The sequence below is a fragment of the Candidatus Rokuibacteriota bacterium genome (genome assembly GCA_016188005.1).
Lineage (GTDB): Bacteria > Methylomirabilota > Methylomirabilia > Rokubacteriales > CSP1-6 > UBA12499.
In genome coordinates this window covers 1-15,127 of sequence record JACPIQ010000108.1, presented here as the reverse complement: position 1 = coordinate 15,127, position 15,127 = coordinate 1, and the positions used below count along the sequence as shown (strand labels likewise).

The window sequence follows — 15,127 nt, the reverse complement described above, 5'->3', positions numbered from 1 at the left end:
GGCCATGGGATTCGGCGCGTGGCTGAGCGTGGCGAACCCGGTACGGTGGAGCGCGGTGACGAGCAGGCCCGTGGCGATACCGAAGGCCTCCTGCACGTCATAGCTCTTGACCTTGCGGCCGTCCGCCAAGAGCGCGTAGCTCTGCGCGAAGATGACGATCAGCCAGGGGGCCGTCTCGAGGAAGCGCTTGTGCTCGTCGGTGCACAGCGGAACCAAAGGGTGAACCCACTCGGCCGGCCCATCTCGCAGGGCCGCGATCTGCACGAGGATCGCGGCCTTCTCCTTCTCCAGGCCGGCCTTGACGGAGACGCCGTCTGCCCACACGTACACGGGCTCGAGGTCGTCCAGCGGCGCCGTTTCCACGTCTCGTACTCCGCCTGCCACCCCGCCTTCAGCCGTGCAATGGACGCTGCGGACGGCGGCACCCCCTCGCCCAGCAGCCCCCGCAGGGCCAGGTCGAAATCCCCGGCGGCCAGGCCGTGCGGGTCTCCATCCGGGGATTCATCTCGAACGACAACGTCTTCAGCCTCGGGACGATGTTCTCTCCATGACGCGCATGAGCTCGGTCGAGCAACTCCGGGCGAGGGCCAAGGAAGCGGCGTGTCGACACCACTACGAGCGAGCCGTCTGTCTCTATGCGCAACTCCTCCGAGAACGGCCTGATGGCGTGCCAGCGTTGCTCGCGCTGTCCTACCTCTACTTCGACGAGGTCCACCGCGAATGGGATGCCGAACCCCTGTACGAGCGAGCGGTGACGCTCGCCCCGACGGGTCCTCACCAAGCACTACCCGGGGGGCGCCGAGATCCTCTGGACATACGACGATCCGGCCGTCCCGTACTCGAAGGGGCGGACCACCAGGGTGGCGGATCTCGCGACCAGCAGTTCCTTCACGTACGACCCGATCGCCCGCGTCACCCAGGTCAGCCGGCTCCTGGACGGCTCGACCTATACCCTCGGGCTCGTCTATGACGCCCTCGGCCGGGTCACCAGCAAGACCTTCCCGGACGGGGAGACGGTCACCTACACGTTCAACGACGCGGGCTGGCTCAGCGCCATTCCCGGCTACCTCCCAGGCATCACCTACAACGCCCGGGGCCAGCAGACCCAGCTCCAGTTCGCCAACGGGGTGACGTCCACGCGGAGCTACAGCTCAGCCGCTTCTGGCTCGATACGCTCGCCACCTCCGCACCCGGCGCGAGCCACCAGAACCTCGCCTTCACCCACGACCCGGCGGGCAACATCACCCAGATCACCGACCCCGTGTGGACGGGGAGCCGCACGTTCTCCTACGACGCGCTCAACCGGCTCATCTCGGCCAGCGGCCCCTTCGGCGCGCCGGCCGGGGGAATCCCCACCCAGACCTCCGAGACGTACCTCTACGACGCCATCGGCAACATTCTCCAGAAGGCCGGGATCGGCTACACTTACGCAGACCCCTCGCACCGGGCGGCGGTCACCTTCACCTCCGATGGGAGGGCATACACGTACGATGCGAACGGCAACATGCTGAGCGGCGCCGGACGGACGCTGTCGTGGGACCCCGACAACCGCCTCGCATCGGTGACGATGCAGGCCGGCGGCACCTCCACCTTCGCCTACGACCACACCGGAACCCGCGTCCGGAAGACCACCGAGTCCGGCGTCATGCGCTACCCGTTCGCGGGCTACGAGGTCGATCACACCGGCTTCATCACCAAGCACATCCTGGCGGGCGACGACAGGGTCGCGGTCAAGCGCTCCGACGGCCAGAAGCTCTTCTACCACAGCGACCCCCTCGGGGGCGTCAACGTCATCACCAACCAGAGCGGCGAGAGGGTCCAGCTCGTCGAGTACGACCCCTGGGGCAAGGTCACCCGCCAGGAGGGCTCCGCCGACCTCACCCACCGCTTCACCGGCGAGGACTTCGACCCGGAGACCGGCCTGCTCTACTTCGGCGGCCGCTACTACGATCCGACCCTCGCGCGCTTCACGATCCCCGATCCCCATGTCCCCCGGCCCTGGGATCCTCAATCCTTCAACCGCTACGCCTATGTCCGGAACAACCCCGTCAACCGCATCGACCCGAGCGGCTACGAAGACTCAGGAGGCGATGATGGGTGCTGCGGTGAGTCCTCGGACTCGGACGACTCTTCCGGCACTTCGTCGTCCGCTCCAGCCACCAGCACAGCGACCATCAGCATCAGCATTTCCTTCTCGCCGTCAGACCCCGGACCGACTTCCATTGGGCCTGACACCTCCGTTGGGCCGGCCACTTCCATGGGACCGGGCACCTCTACTTCCGCGCCGGACACTGGCATGGGTGGCTCAATTGGCGGCGGCACTGGCTCGCCGAGTGGAGAGGATCCTGGCGCCGGAACCAGGCTCGCCATGGCGGGCGTTGTTGGCCCAGCGGTTCGCGTGGCCGCGCCCTACGTGGGGCCTGCGGTGCGCGCCGCCGGCGCTGCGCTTGGTGCCGCTCTTGGCGGCCTCTTGGGCTCCGCAACCTCCAACACCGGCCAGCAGCCGGGCAGCGCGCCCTCGAGTTCTTCGGACTCCCTCTCCTCAAACAAGGGAGATAGCGCTGCAGGGCAGCAGGGGCAGAAGGGCCAGGATTCCACACCGGCATCGCCACCCTCTCCAGACCCAAACGACCCCGACCCCACGAGCAAGAATGTCACCAACAACCCGAAAAGGGTTGCCGAAAAGTTCGGCCTTACTGAAAAGCAGGTCAACAGGGCCATCCATAAACTAAAGAACGACCTCCCTGGGCACGCGAAGTCGAGCAACCCTGACGTCAAGGTAGACCTACGAACCGGGGAGGTCTATCCTATCGGGCCTAGCGGGCGCCTCGGCGATTCCATCGGCAACGTTCTCGACGCAATCCGTTGAACGGAGCCATGACATGAGTGATGACCCTGGCAGCGAGGAGCGGAAATGGGCCACCGCTTGCCTTCGGATCACAAGTCCGATTGTCCACACCGCGACGATCACCGCTGCTCTTTCGATGCAGCCCAGCAAGAGCTTCGAACAAGGCACGCTTGTGAACCCGAAAAGGCCCGACGGAGCCATCAGAACGGAAGGCCTGTGGATCCTCGATAGCCCCCTCGCGGACACCCAGCCACTAGAGGCACACGTGCTGCGGCTACTCGAGCTTTGCGAGGAGAGAATCAGCCAGCTGCGGGAACTTGCTCCACGCTGTCACTTCGAACTCTCGTGTGCCCTCGCGGCGGCTAGCGGCCAGGCAGGGTTCATCCTCGAAGCGGAGATCATGAGGCGCTTGGCCGCGATTCCGCTTGACCTTGTGCTTGACCTATACCCGCCGGCGGCAGGAGAGTGAACGTTCGTCACGCAGCAACTCAACGGAGTGTACGAGCGCTGCCACGGCACTGCCAGTATCAGGGCTGAGTGCTGCAGCTACTCGGTGGCCGCAGCCCATCCGGCTGGCTCCGCTGCGTCCGAACCGCGGGGCGCCTGCGGTCCGCTCTGGCGGACTTGCGGTCAGGGGAAGTTCACCGGAAGGGGCGTCTGGGCGGTTCCGTCTGCAACGTTAGCGACGTCGTCGGCCGGTGAGTGACGTGGGAGACTTGGCACAGGGCCTTCCGGCCAACTCAGAAGGAGGCTGGAGTCTTGGATAGCAGCGACGACAAGTGGAGTCTCGCGTCACTTCACATCATGAGCACCACCATGGGAACCGCGGACTTCACCAGAATCTTGAACACCGAACCAACGGGCGTCTTTGAGCAGGGCACACCCATCGATTCTCGTAACCCCGGTGGGCCGTTGAGGCGGGACTCCGCATGGATCCTGGATAGCGGTCTTCCGGAATGGGAGGCGCTGGAGGCGAAGGTCATGAAGCTGCTCGAGTTCTGTGAGCAGAATCGCAGCGTCATGGGAGAACTGGCGCGGCGCTGCCAGTTCGCGCTGGTGTGTGCGTTTGCGGCGGACAATGGACAGGGATCGTTCTTCCTCGAAGCGACCGTCATGAAGAGACTGGCCGCCATTCCGGTAGATCTTGAACTTCATCTCTACCCGCCTGCCTCGGCCGACCTGACCGTCCAGTAGGGCTCGATCGGGTTTGTGTAACACGCTCCCCCGCGCTGGCTCACCTCGGGATCGGCTATACTTACGCGGACCCCTCGCACCGGGCGGCGGTTACCTCCGCCTCCGACGGGAGGTGTCAAGACGGCATCGGCGGATCACGGCAAGACTCCCAAGGGCCGGCCGTATTCACCCCACTGCAGTCAGAGGGCTGGGCCGAGAGAGGCATTGGGCAGCTGCTGAGTGTGCACCTCGGGCGACCTCGAGCCGGACAGATACCACGATGAGGACTGCCTTGCTGTATCCAAGAGCATACACGAGGTATATCGTCGAGCTTCGGCCTTCTCAGGGTGCAGAACGAGAAGTAGAGGTGGGTTTCGTTGTCGATCTTGATCTTCAAGGACACGTCGTCGGCATTGAGATCCTTGACCTGAAGCGGCAGGCTGGCGAGAGGGTCATCGAGCGACTCGAGGCGGATCTAAGGGGAGCCCCCGCGATGAGCTTCACGTGTGATCGCGTTAATGACGCCTTCTACTTTGCGTTGTGGAACTCCTCAAAGAGCGATTCAAGACCAACCGACGGCGTCATCGTTCTCGATGGCGATGGACACATTCTCAGAATCGAGACTGAGTTGCTCTGACAAGTACGACGGCGCCAGGCACCGCACCGGCTTCGACCGTTCCGGAGCTTCCTTCCATTGATGGTTTATGGGCAGCGTTCCTGGGGCGGCCCGGGCACCGCCCTAGCCCGGCTGGCGCCGCGGGCGGCACTGGCTCGCCGAGTGGAGCCAACACATCAAGAGTTGATCATGGATTCGTCCCGAACTAGGACCGCGGGCCAGTCCTTCGTGTTCGCGGGCTGCCTGCTTGTCAGGTGGATCGACGTTCTCGCGAGAAGTGCGGAAGACCGCCGTTATCGAGGCGTGGACCGTGACAACCTCTCTTGGCAGCTGGCACCTGACAATCAAGCGCCACGTGGATGGTTCCTGGATGTGTCGGAGGAGCTACGGCGGGCTCAGGACGTTCTCGAGTTCATTCCCGACATCGAGGCGGCCCAGCGTATCTACCGGAAGTTGCGGTGCCACAACCAATCGTACGAACTCATCGGGTGTGCGCTAGAAGATCGCGTGATCACGTACCTTTCGACTCGGGCCCCAGCCGACGTGTTCGGCGGCGCGGCGGATCCCGAGGAAGCGCAGCGGATCCTCAAGGTCCACGAGCGCTTGGCAGGGCGACCGCCAATCCCGTCAAACTGGGAGACCCTGGGGTTCGACGTGGCTGCCCTCGGACTGGGCTTCTATTCCCTCGTCTTTCAGGAGCTCGCGGGCGATGGGCCCGTGGGGCGGGCACTTCCAGAGTATCGACGGGCACTCAACACGTCGGGCCTCCTTCCATCGGCTGCCATGGCGGCCGATTTCTTGACTGCCTACCTGGAGCAGCCCGGTCATGAGGAGGGTGCGTTCTTCGTCTATCAGGTGATCGAGCCGATGCTGCCTCAGGTGATGCTTCTGGCGAATCAGGCTTCTTCCTCCCTCTGAGGGGTGACCGCCTCTGGATGATGACCGTGGGCAGCGAGGCGCGGAACTGGGCCACCGCTTGCCTTCGCGTCAGGGGTCCGAACTCTTTTGTACCCTCGCGGCGGGGCTTGACCTTGCGCTTGACCAACCCTGCCGGCCTTGACAGTGTGGCCACAAGGGACAACACTGTGGCCACACAGGAGGCCGTGATGGTTGCCGTCGGGATCAGGGAACTGAAGAACCGGCTCAGCCAGTACGTCAGGAGAGTACGGGCCGGGGAGCGCGTGGTGGTGCCCGAGCGGGGCACGCCAGTGGCCATCATGTCGCCCCCCGCGAAGGCTCGCGAGGACCGACGCATCCAGGCCATGCTCAGCAAGGGCGAGGCCCGCTGGGGGGGCGGAAAGCCGAAGGGGGCCAGGCGACCGGCCCGGCTCACGGGACCCTCGGTCGCCCGGGCGGTGCTCGAGGACCGCCGGTGAGGCTGTACCTGGACACGAGCGCTCTGGTCAAGCTGTACGTCGACGAGGCGGATGCCCGGGTCGTCCGGAACGCGGTGGGCCAGGCCGACCTGGTTACCACGTCGGTCCTCGCCTATGTCGAGGCTCGGGCCGCCTTCGCGCGACGACGTCGGGAGGGTGGGTGGTCGCCGGGAGACCACCGACGGATCACGCGGGATCTCGACACCGACTGGGCCGGGTACCTGGCTGTCGAAGTGACTGATGCCGTCATCCGGAAGGGGGCGCGCCTCTCCGAGACGCATCGACTCAAGGCCTATGACGCCGTTCATCTGGCCTCTGCCGCGGTCGCGCATGGCCGCCTGGGTGAGCCGTCCCTGTTCGCGTCCTGGGACAGGAACCTGGACAGGGCGGCACGGCGAGAGGGCCTCGCGCTGCTCCGACCTCTCGGCCGTGACTGAGGCCGGCTCGTCGCCTCGCCCCGCCGGTCAGCGGGCGCGCGGCCCCAGCGCGCGGACGGCGTTCACCAGGATGGCCCGCTTCCGCGCCGGGTCCGGCTCGGTCGTCATCAGGGAGAGGAAGGCCGTGTCGAGCCCGGCCTCGAAGTAGCGGAGGACGCGGGCGCGGATCTCCCCCACGCTGCCGCGGGGGATCAGATCGCTCATCACCTCCCGCGGGATCGCGGCCACGGCCGCCTTGCGGTCCCCCGCCGCCCAGGCCGCCCACATGGGTCCGAGCGCGGGGCCGCGTCCCAGCCACTCGTGGAAGGCCTGGTAGACGGGCACGTTGAGATAGGCCGCCATGTGCCGCCTCACGGCCAGGTCGCTCTCGGGCCCGGGGGCGTCCAGGCTGATGAAGACCCGGGCCGAGATCTCGACGGACGCTGGATCACGCCCGGCGGCCGCGGCGGCCTCCCGCACCACCGCCACCGACTTCGGCACGTCGTCCGGCGCGAGCCAGTTGAGGATGGCGCCGTCGGCCACCTGGCCCGCCAGCCGCAGCATCCCGGGACGGAGCGCCGCCACGTGGATGGGCACGGGGGAGGCCGGCGGACGCGTCACCCGGAAGCCGTCCACCGCGAAGGTCTTTCCGGTGAACACCACGCGCTCGCCCGCCAGGGCCCGGCGGAGGAACTGCACCATCTCGCGCACGCGCGTCGTCGGCCGGTCGAAGCGCCCGCCGTTCCAGCCCTCCACGATGAGCTGCGAGCCGGCGCCGATGCCGAGACAAAAACGCCCCGGCGCGATCTCCGCCAGCCCGGTGGCGGTGAGCGCCAGCGTCGCCGGGCCTCGCGTGTAGACATTGGCGATGGCCGTGCCGACGCGCATCCCCGTTGCCTGGCCGATGACGGCCAGGGGCGAGAAGCCGTCGCACGCGTCCACCTCGTAGGACCAGGCGTCCGTGTACCCGAGCCGCTCCGCCTCGCGCGCGATCTCCGCGTGCTCGGCCAGCGTGAACCCGTCTATCGGCACCGACAAGGACCATCGCTTCTCGCGCATGCATCTCCTCCGCCGCCCCCGTCCCGCAGGCGGCCCTTGACTGCGACGTCACACGCCGACGGTGGCTCTCACGCCAGATCGAGGGCCGCTCTCGGCCCGTCATCCACTCTGGCCATGACATCCGGAGGGAGCGCACCCGCCTGCCAAGTCTTGCAGCCAGCCCGCCAGAGCGCAAGGCGAGACTCAGGTGGGCCGCGCCGCGCCGCAGGCCGCGCCACGTGGCGGGGTGGGCCCGCCACGACGTGGTATGATCGCGGCCGTGTCGGGGTCGGCGGAGCGGTGCCGGCCATCCACGAGCACACGGGGGACGACTGGACATGAGGATCGGGATCATCGGGGCGGGGGCGGTGGGGAGCGTCGTGGGGGGACTGCTCACCAGGGCCGGAGAGGACGTGACGCTCATCGACCAGTGGCCCGAGCACGTGGAGGCCATGAAGCAGCGGGGCCTCAGGCTCAGCGGCACTTGTGGCGACCACGTGGTCCCGGTCAAGGCGCTGCACATCCACGAGGCCCAGTCCGTCGGCGAGCCCTTCGACGCCGTCTTCATCGCGGTGAAGTCCTATGACACGGAGTGGGCGACCCACCTCGGGCTGGCCTACCTGAAGCGGCCCGACGGTGTCGTCGTGGACTTCCAGAACGGCATCAACGACGACCGGGTGGCGGCCGTCGCCGGCCGGGAGCGCTGTCTCGGCTGCGTCATCACCATCGGCTGCGGCATGTACGAGCCGGGCCATGCCATGCGCACCGATCGGGGCACCGTCGGCTTCAAGATCGGCGAGCATGACGGCACGGACTCCGAGCGGGCGCAGGCGCTGGCGCGGCTCATGGACCACGTGGCGGGGGCCAAGGTCACCACCAACCTCTGGGGCGAGCGCTGGTCGAAGCTGGCCGTCAACTGCATGGCGAACCCGCTGGCCGGGCTCAGCGGCTGGGGCTCCGCGGAGGTCCGCGCCGAGCCCACGCCCCAGCGCATCGCCATCCACGTCGCCGCCGAGGTGATCCTGGTGGGGCGCGCCGCGGGCCACGAGGTCGAGCCCATCTACGGCATCGCGGCCCAGCGCTTCGTGGAGGCCGCCCAGGGCCGGGGCCTCGCCGCGGTGCAGGCGGAGATGGCCGCCAGCGTCAGGTTCCTGGCAGGCGGGCGGCCCTCGATGCTGCAGGACGTGATGAAGGGCCGCCGCACCGAGATCGAGTATCTGAACGGCTACGTCTCCGCGCAGGGGCGGAAAGTCGGGGTGGCGACGCCGATGAACGACGCGGTGGTCCGCGTCCTGCTGAGCCACGGCGTGGGCCGGCTCAGGCCCGACCCGAAGAACCTCGAGCCGCTGCTCGCCCTCCTGCCGAGGTAGGACGCTCCGGCCATGTCCACCTTTCCCGGGTACACGGTTCCGCCAGAGCTGGCGGCGCTCCGGGATCAGGTGCGCCGCTTCATCCGCGAGGAGATCCTGCCCATCGAGCAGCGCATCGACCCCGACGCGCCGGAGATCCCCGTGGAGGACTACCGGCGGCTCTCGGCCAAGACCAAGGCGGCGGGGCTCTGGTGCCTGGCGGCGCCCGAGGAGTGGGGCGGCGGCGGGCTCGACACCTTCAGCATGTCGGTGCTGCTGGAAGAGATGGCGCAGCACCGCATGGGGCTCTACAACCCCGGCTGCGGCGTCTTCGGCCGTAACGTGCCGCCGGTCATCTGGGGCGGCACCCGCGCGCAGATCGAGAAGTACGCCGCGCCCGTGCTGCGCGAGGGCCACCACACCTTCTTCGCCATCACGGAGCCCAGTGGCGGGTCGGACCCGGCCGGCGCCATCCAGGCCCGCGGCGTCAGGAAGGGCGACCACTGGGTACTCAACGGCACCAAGATCTTCATCTCCCATGCCGACGAGGCCGAGTGGGGCGTGGTCTTCGTCCGCACCGACGCCAGCAAGGGCCGCGCCGGCATCTCCTGCTTCATCCTCGAGAAGGGCACGCCGGGCTTCACGGCCCGGCGCATCCGCACGATCCGCACCGTCGCCATCCCGTGCGAGGTGGCGCTGGAGGACTGCCGGGTCCCCGCCGAGAACCTCCTCGGCGAGGAGGGACACGGCCTGGACCTCTGCCTCGATCTCCTGACGCGGCTCCGCTTCCCCTACTCCGCCTGCAATCTCGGCGTGGCGGTGGCCGCCCACCGCCTGGCCGTCGCCCATGCCAAGCAGCGCTCGACCTTCGGCATGCCGCTCAGCCAGCGCCAGTCGGTCCAGTGGATGCTGGCGGATGCCGAGGTGGAGCTGCGCGCGGCGCGCTGGCTCATCTGGGAGGGGGCCTGGAAGGCAGACCGTGGCGAGGACGCGCGGGTGGAGGCCTCCATCGCCAAGCTCTACTCGAGCGAGGTCCTGGCCCGCGTCGTGGACGCGGCGGTGCAGGTCCACGGCGGCTATGGCGTGTCCAAGGAGTTCCCGCTGGAACGCTGGTACAGGGAGGCCCGGGTCCGCCGCATCGGCGAGGGCCCCTCGGAGGTGCACCGCATGGTCATCGCCCGTTCGCTCTTTCGATGACGGCCGCCGTGGCGGCCTTCCGCTTCGATCTCTGCACGCTGCCGCCGGCCGCCGAGGCGTTGCGCGCCGAGGTCCGGGCCTTCCTCCGGGACACCCTCGGCGACGCCCCGCCGGTCAGGCGGGCGCGCTCCTGGAGCGGCGTGGACCGCGAGTTCAGCCGCAAGATGGGGGCACGCGGCTGGATCGGCATGACCTGGCCCCGCCGCTACGGCGGCCATGAGCGAAGCGCGCTCGAGCGCTACGTGGTGCTGGAGGAGATGCTGGCAGCCGGGGCCCCGGTTGGCGCCCACTGGGTCGCCGACCGGCAGAGCGGCCCGCTGCTCCTGCGCTTCGGGACGGAGGCCCAGCGGGAGCGCTTCCTCCCCGGCATCGCGCGCGGCGATCTCGGCTTCGCCATCGGCATGAGCGAGCCCGACTCGGGCTCCGACCTGGCCTCGATCCGCACCCGCGCCGAGCGGGTCACCGGCGGCTACCGCGTCAACGGCACCAAGGGCTGGACCAGCAATGCCCATCGCGCCGACTACATGATCGCGCTGTTCCGGACGCGCGTGGTGCCCGAGAAGAAGCACGAGGGGCTCTCCCAGTTCCTGGTGGACCCGCGGTCGCCGGGTATCACCATCCGGCCCATCATCGACCTGGCGGGCTCGCATCACTTCAACGAGGTGGTCTTCGAGGACGTCTTCGTCCCCGAGGACATGCGCGTGGGCGAGGAGGGCGCCGGCTGGAAGCAGGTGGGGGCCGAACTGGCCTTCGAGCGCAGCGGTCCCGAGCGCTACCTCTCCTGTGTCGCGCTGCTGGGGGAACTGATCCGCGAGGCCTCCAAGGATCCGGGCGAGCGGATGGCCGTGACCCTCGGCCGGCTCGTGGCCCACCTGGCCACGCTCCGGCAGATGTCGCTGGCGGTCGCGGGCATGCTCGAGCGCGGGGAGAACCCGAACCTCGAGGCCGCGCTGGTGAAGGACCTCGGCACCAACTTCGAGCAGGAGATCCCCGAGGTGGTCCACGCGCTCCTGGGCTGCGAGCCCACGGCGGAAGGGAGCGACCTCCAGCAGGTGCTCGCCTACCTCGTGCAGAAGGCCCCGTCCTTCTCCCTCCGCGGCGGCACGCGCGAGATCCTGCGCGGCATCATCGCCCGCGGCCTCGGGCTCCGGTAGCCGCCATGAGTGAGGCGCGGACGATCCTCGCGGAGGCAGTGACTCGCATCCTGACGGACCGCGTCACCAAGGACGTGCTGGAGTCGGCCGAGAAGGGCCAGTGGCCTGCCGCCCTCTGGCAGGCGCTCGAGGAGAGCGGGCTCACGCTGCCGCTGGTCCCCGAGGCGCGGGGCGGCGCCGGCGGTAGCTGGGGCGATGCCCATGTGCTCCTGACCGCGGCCGGCCGCTTCGCCGCGCCCGTCCCGCTCGCCGAGACCATGATCGCCAGCTGGCTCCTCGCCGAGGCCGGGCTCGAGGTGCCGCTCGGGCCGCTGGCCGTGGCGCCGGTGCGGCGCGGCGATCTCCTGCGCCTCGAGCGCGCGGGCGGCGGCTGGCGGCTCGGCGGCAGCGCGGGGCGCGTGCCGTGGGGCGGCGGCGCCGGCCATCTCGTGGTGGTCACCACGCCCGACGGGCGGGCCGGCGGCGAGCCGGCGATGATCGCGCTCGTGGCCGCGGGGCAGGCGCAGGTGACGACGGACGTCAACCTCGCGCTCGAGCCGCGGGACACCCTCGTCTTCGACGGCGCGCCCGTGCTGGCCGCCGCGCCGGCCCCCGCGCGTATCCCCGGCGACGTCCTCTGGCTCTATGGCGCTCTGGCGCGCGCGGCGCAGATGGCGGGGGGCCTGGAGTACCTCCTGGCGCAGACGGTCCAGTACGCCGGCGAGCGGAAGCAGTTCGGCAAGCCCATCGGCTCCTTCCAGGCCATCCAGTGGCAGTGCGCCATCCTGGGGGAGCAGACCGCCGCCGCGGCCACGGCGGCAGCCCAGGCCTTCCGCGCCGCCGAGCAGGCCGCGGAAGCAGGAGAGGCCGCCTTCGAGATCGCCGTCGCCAAGTCGCGCGTGGGCGAGGCCGCGGGGCTCGGCGCCGGCATCGCGCATCAGCTTCACGGGGCCATCGGCTTCACCTACGAGCACAGCCTGCACTTCGTCACGCGCCGGCTCTGGTCCTGGCGCGCCGAGTTCGGCGGCGAGAGCCACTGGGCCGAGCGGCTCGGGCGCGAGGCCGCCTCCCGCGGCCCCGATCTCCTCTGGCCCTACTTGACGAGGCGGTAGCCCCGGCGGGGAACTCCCAATGACCCCGATCACGCTCGGTGAGGTCAGCGTCGCCCGCGTCGTGGAGATCGACCGCTCCTTCAACCGGACGCTGGACATGCTCCCCGGCTCGACACCCGAGGCCATCGCGCGACACGACGCCTGGCTCCGGCCGCACTTCTTCGACCCGGCCGTGAACGACCTCGGCTCGCGCATCCAGACCTACGTGGTCCGCACGCCGCGCCACACGGTGCTCATCGACACCGGCGTGGGCAACGACAAGGCTCGCGCCGCCGCGCCGGCCTGGCACCTGCGCCAGGGCGGCTACCTCGACGACCTCCGCGCCGTCGGGGTCACGCCCGACCAGGTGGACATCGTCCTCTGCACTCATCTGCACGTGGACCACGTCGGCTGGAACACGCGCCTCGTGGATGGCCGCTGGGTGCCGACCTTCCCGCGAGCCAGGTACGTGTTCGTGGGGCCGGAGTGGGAATTCTGGAAGTGGGAGAGCCAGAGTGGGCGGGAAGCCTCCGGCTGCATCGCCGACAGCGTGGCGCCCGTCGTGGAGGCGGGCCAAGCCGTCCTCGTGGACAGCACGCATGTCGTGGACCCGTGGCTCGCCTTCGAGTCCGCCCCCGGCCACACCCCCGGCCACGTCGCGGTGCGTCTCACCACGAGCGCGGGCACGGCCGTCTTCTCGGGCGACCTCATGCACCGCACCGTGCAGGTCGCCGAACCCCAGTGGAGCAGCAAGTTCTGCTACGAGCCCGGTCGCGCCACCGCGACGCGCCGCGCCTTCATCGAGCAGCACGCCGACTCGGGCGTCCTCGTGCTGGCGGCGCATTTCCCGCGCCCGGGTTTCATCGTGAGCGAGGCGGGCGAGTGCCGCTTCACCCCCACCGCCGAGGGGTTCTGATGCCGCTGCCGCTCGAGGGTATCCGCGTCGTCGAGATCGCCCAGAACCTGGCCGGCCCCTTCGCCGCCGAGATCCTCGGCCACATGGGCGCCGAGGTCGTGAAGGTGGAGCGGCCCGAGGGGGGCGACGACGCCCGTGGCTGGGGCCCGCCCTTCTGGCGTGGCGTCTCCCCCGCCTACCTGGCCATGAACGCCAACAAGCGCGGGATCACCGTGGACCTGAAGGACCCGCAGGAGGTCGCCTGGCTCGTCGACTACGCCGCGCGCGCCGACGTCCTCATCCAGAACCTCCGCCCCGGCGTCGTGGAGGCCCTCGGGCTCGGGGCCGAGGCCCTGCAGGCGCGCAACCCGCGGCTCGTCTACTGCTCGCTCCGGGCCTTCGGCATCGCGGGGCCCATGCGGCTCCGCCCCGGCTACGAGCCCATGGTGCAGGCCTTCTCCGGCCTCATGATGATGAACGGGGACGAGGGCGGTCCCCCCACGCGCATGGGCACCTCGGTGCTCGACTTCGGCACCGGGATGTGGGCCGCCATCGGCACGCTGGCAGCGCTCGCGCAGCGCCAGCGCACCGGGCGCGGCTGCGTCGTCGACACCTCCCTCCTCGAGACGGGGCTGGCCTGGCTCACGGGACACTTCGCCTCCTACCGCGTCTCGGGCGAGGTGCCGCAGCGCCACCGCACGGGGAGCAACCGCCTCGTGCCCTTCCAGGGCTTCGAGACGCGGACCGGCCCGCTCATCGTGGCCGCCGGCAACGACCGGCTCTTCGCCAAGCTGGCGCAGGTGCTGGGCCGCCCGGAATGGGCTCACGACCCGCGCTTCCAGACCAACGCCGACCGCTTCGCCCACAGGGACCTGCTGCTCCGCGAGATCGAGACGATCCTGCTCACGCGCAGCAAGGGCGAGTGGATCGACCGCCTCGAGGAGGCCGGCATCCCCTGCGCCCCCATCCACACCTTGCCCGAGGTGCTGGCCCATGAGCAGACCCGCGCCACCGGCATGGTCCAGCCCGTGCCCGGCGTGCCGGACCTCGAGCTGATGGGGCTGCCCATCATGTTCGACGGCGAGCGCCCGGCCCTCCGCCGCGCCCCGCCCGCCCTCGGCGAGCACGACGGCGAGATCCGGGGCGCCGCGCCCGCGTAGCCCGCAGGCCGCCCACCCCGATTCGCCCGGCTCGCCGCGCCGAGCCGGCGTCACGCAGTCGTCAGCTATCCGACCACGAGCGAGTGGTAGGCTGCCTCCGAGATCCGGCCCCAGTCCTGGATCAGGGCCTGGGACTTCGTGTACGAGGCGAATACCTTCTTCCCCATGGGGGTGCGCTCGGACTCCTCCCGGTTGACCTCGCCTGCGAGTCGCTTCAGCTCCTTCATGACCTCGGGCGGGAAGCGCAGTACCTCGACCTTGTCCCTGAACTCCGTGCGCAGCCGCTGCAAGCCCAGCGCGTTCTTGATCTCGTACTCGGCCAGCATCGTCGTGTTCGTCATCCCGACCGCGGCGTCCACGATGCGCTGGAGATCCACCGGGAGCGCCTCGTAGGCCTTCCGGTGGAAGGTCATCTCGACGGTGGTGCCGGTCTCGTGCCAGGCCGGGTAGTAGTAGTAGCGGGCGACGCGCTGATAGCCCTGGCGGAGATCGTCGTGCGGCGCGACCAGCTCGGTCGCATCGATGGTGCCGCGCTCGAGCGAGGTGTAGACGTCCCCCGGCGCGATGAGCGTCACCGTGGCCCCGGCCTTGGCGATCACCTTGCCGCCGAGCCCGGGGATCCGCATCTTGAGCCCCTTGTAGTCCGCGAGGCTGTCGATCCGCTTCCGGAACCATCCGCCCATCTGGACCCCCGTCGAGCCCGCGAGCCGCGGGACCAGGTCGAAGGCCTTGTACATCTCCTCCATGATGGCGGCGCCGCCGCCGGCGTGGTACCAGGCGTACGACCCCTGGGCGTTCAGGCCGAAGGGCACGGCGCTGAACCACTGCATGCCGG

At 69.4% G+C, this 15,127-nt stretch carries 16 protein-coding genes; 13 read left to right on the top strand and 3 right to left on the bottom strand.

Translation table 11 applies throughout. The annotated features are described in order from the left end of the window. The coding region (locus HYV93_21160) for a hypothetical protein (protein ID MBI2528479.1) at window positions 1-363 on the bottom strand (363 nt) is incomplete at its 3' end. Between the two features lie 898 nt (window positions 364-1,261). Between HYV93_21160 and HYV93_21155 the strand changes: the two genes are divergently transcribed. The 7 genes from HYV93_21155 to HYV93_21125 all read left to right on the top strand — a co-directional run bounded on the left by HYV93_21155 (window position 1,262) and on the right by HYV93_21125 (window position 6,450). After that, window positions 1,262-2,869 (top strand): hypothetical protein, encoded by a 1,608-nt coding sequence (locus HYV93_21155; protein ID MBI2528478.1) that lies wholly within the window; start codon window positions 1,262-1,264, stop codon window positions 2,867-2,869. 13 nt (window positions 2,870-2,882) lie between these two features. Then, a complete protein-coding gene (locus HYV93_21150; protein MBI2528477.1) occupies window positions 2,883-3,317 on the top strand; it encodes a DUF4279 domain-containing protein in 435 nt (144 codons plus the stop codon). A gap of 290 nt (window positions 3,318-3,607) precedes the next feature. Further along, the gene (locus HYV93_21145; protein ID MBI2528476.1) at window positions 3,608-4,042 is read left to right on the top strand and encodes a DUF4279 domain-containing protein; all 435 of its coding nucleotides are present in this window, start codon (window positions 3,608-3,610) and stop codon (window positions 4,040-4,042) included. Between the two features lie 259 nt (window positions 4,043-4,301). Next, window positions 4,302-4,658 carry a DUF2283 domain-containing protein gene (locus HYV93_21140; GenBank protein ID MBI2528475.1) on the top strand — a complete coding sequence of 119 codons (357 nt, stop codon included), beginning with the start codon at window positions 4,302-4,304 and terminating at the stop codon, window positions 4,656-4,658. 282 nt (window positions 4,659-4,940) lie between these two features. After that, window positions 4,941-5,555: a hypothetical protein gene (locus tag HYV93_21135; protein MBI2528474.1), complete on the top strand. Its 615-nt coding sequence runs from the start codon at window positions 4,941-4,943 to the stop codon at window positions 5,553-5,555. Between the two features lie 188 nt (window positions 5,556-5,743). Next, window positions 5,744-6,013, top strand: coding sequence for a type II toxin-antitoxin system prevent-host-death family antitoxin (locus HYV93_21130; GenBank protein MBI2528473.1), 270 nt, complete (start codon window positions 5,744-5,746; stop codon window positions 6,011-6,013). Further along, the gene (locus HYV93_21125; protein ID MBI2528472.1) at window positions 6,010-6,450 is read left to right on the top strand and encodes a type II toxin-antitoxin system VapC family toxin; all 441 of its coding nucleotides are present in this window, start codon (window positions 6,010-6,012) and stop codon (window positions 6,448-6,450) included. The genes HYV93_21130 and HYV93_21125 overlap by 4 nt, the downstream gene beginning before the upstream one ends. A 27-nt stretch (window positions 6,451-6,477) precedes the next feature. Here the strand turns inward: HYV93_21125 and HYV93_21120 are convergent, their stop codons facing one another. Further along, entirely contained in the window at window positions 6,478-7,488 is a 1,011-nt protein-coding gene (locus HYV93_21120) for an LLM class F420-dependent oxidoreductase (GenBank protein ID MBI2528471.1), read from the bottom strand. A gap of 317 nt (window positions 7,489-7,805) precedes the next feature. Here HYV93_21120 and HYV93_21115 point away from each other — a divergent pair, with 317 nt between their 5' ends. From HYV93_21115 to HYV93_21090, 6 genes are read left to right on the top strand one after another with little or no spacing between them, the layout of a single operon-like run. Further along, entirely contained in the window at window positions 7,806-8,837 is a 1,032-nt protein-coding gene (locus HYV93_21115; protein MBI2528470.1) for a 2-dehydropantoate 2-reductase, read from the top strand. Between the two features lie 12 nt (window positions 8,838-8,849). Further along, window positions 8,850-10,013 (top strand): acyl-CoA dehydrogenase family protein, encoded by a 1,164-nt coding sequence (locus HYV93_21110; protein MBI2528469.1) that lies wholly within the window; start codon window positions 8,850-8,852, stop codon window positions 10,011-10,013. Continuing rightward, the gene (locus HYV93_21105; GenBank protein ID MBI2528468.1) at window positions 10,010-11,167 is read left to right on the top strand and encodes an acyl-CoA dehydrogenase family protein; all 1,158 of its coding nucleotides are present in this window, start codon (window positions 10,010-10,012) and stop codon (window positions 11,165-11,167) included. The genes HYV93_21110 and HYV93_21105 overlap by 4 nt, the downstream gene beginning before the upstream one ends. Before the next feature lie 5 nt (window positions 11,168-11,172). Then, window positions 11,173-12,258, top strand: coding sequence for an acyl-CoA/acyl-ACP dehydrogenase (locus tag HYV93_21100; GenBank protein ID MBI2528467.1), 1,086 nt, complete (start codon window positions 11,173-11,175; stop codon window positions 12,256-12,258). A gap of 19 nt (window positions 12,259-12,277) precedes the next feature. Further along, window positions 12,278-13,153, top strand: coding sequence for an MBL fold metallo-hydrolase (locus tag HYV93_21095; GenBank protein ID MBI2528466.1), 876 nt, complete (start codon window positions 12,278-12,280; stop codon window positions 13,151-13,153). Beyond that, window positions 13,153-14,292, top strand: coding sequence for a CoA transferase (locus tag HYV93_21090; protein MBI2528465.1), 1,140 nt, complete (start codon window positions 13,153-13,155; stop codon window positions 14,290-14,292). Before HYV93_21095 ends, HYV93_21090 begins: the two co-directional genes overlap by 1 nt. 65 nt (window positions 14,293-14,357) lie before the next feature. Here HYV93_21090 and HYV93_21085 read toward each other — a convergent pair. Next, window positions 14,358-15,127 (bottom strand): ABC transporter substrate-binding protein (locus HYV93_21085; protein ID MBI2528464.1); only part of this gene is annotated, 770 nt, incomplete at its 5' end.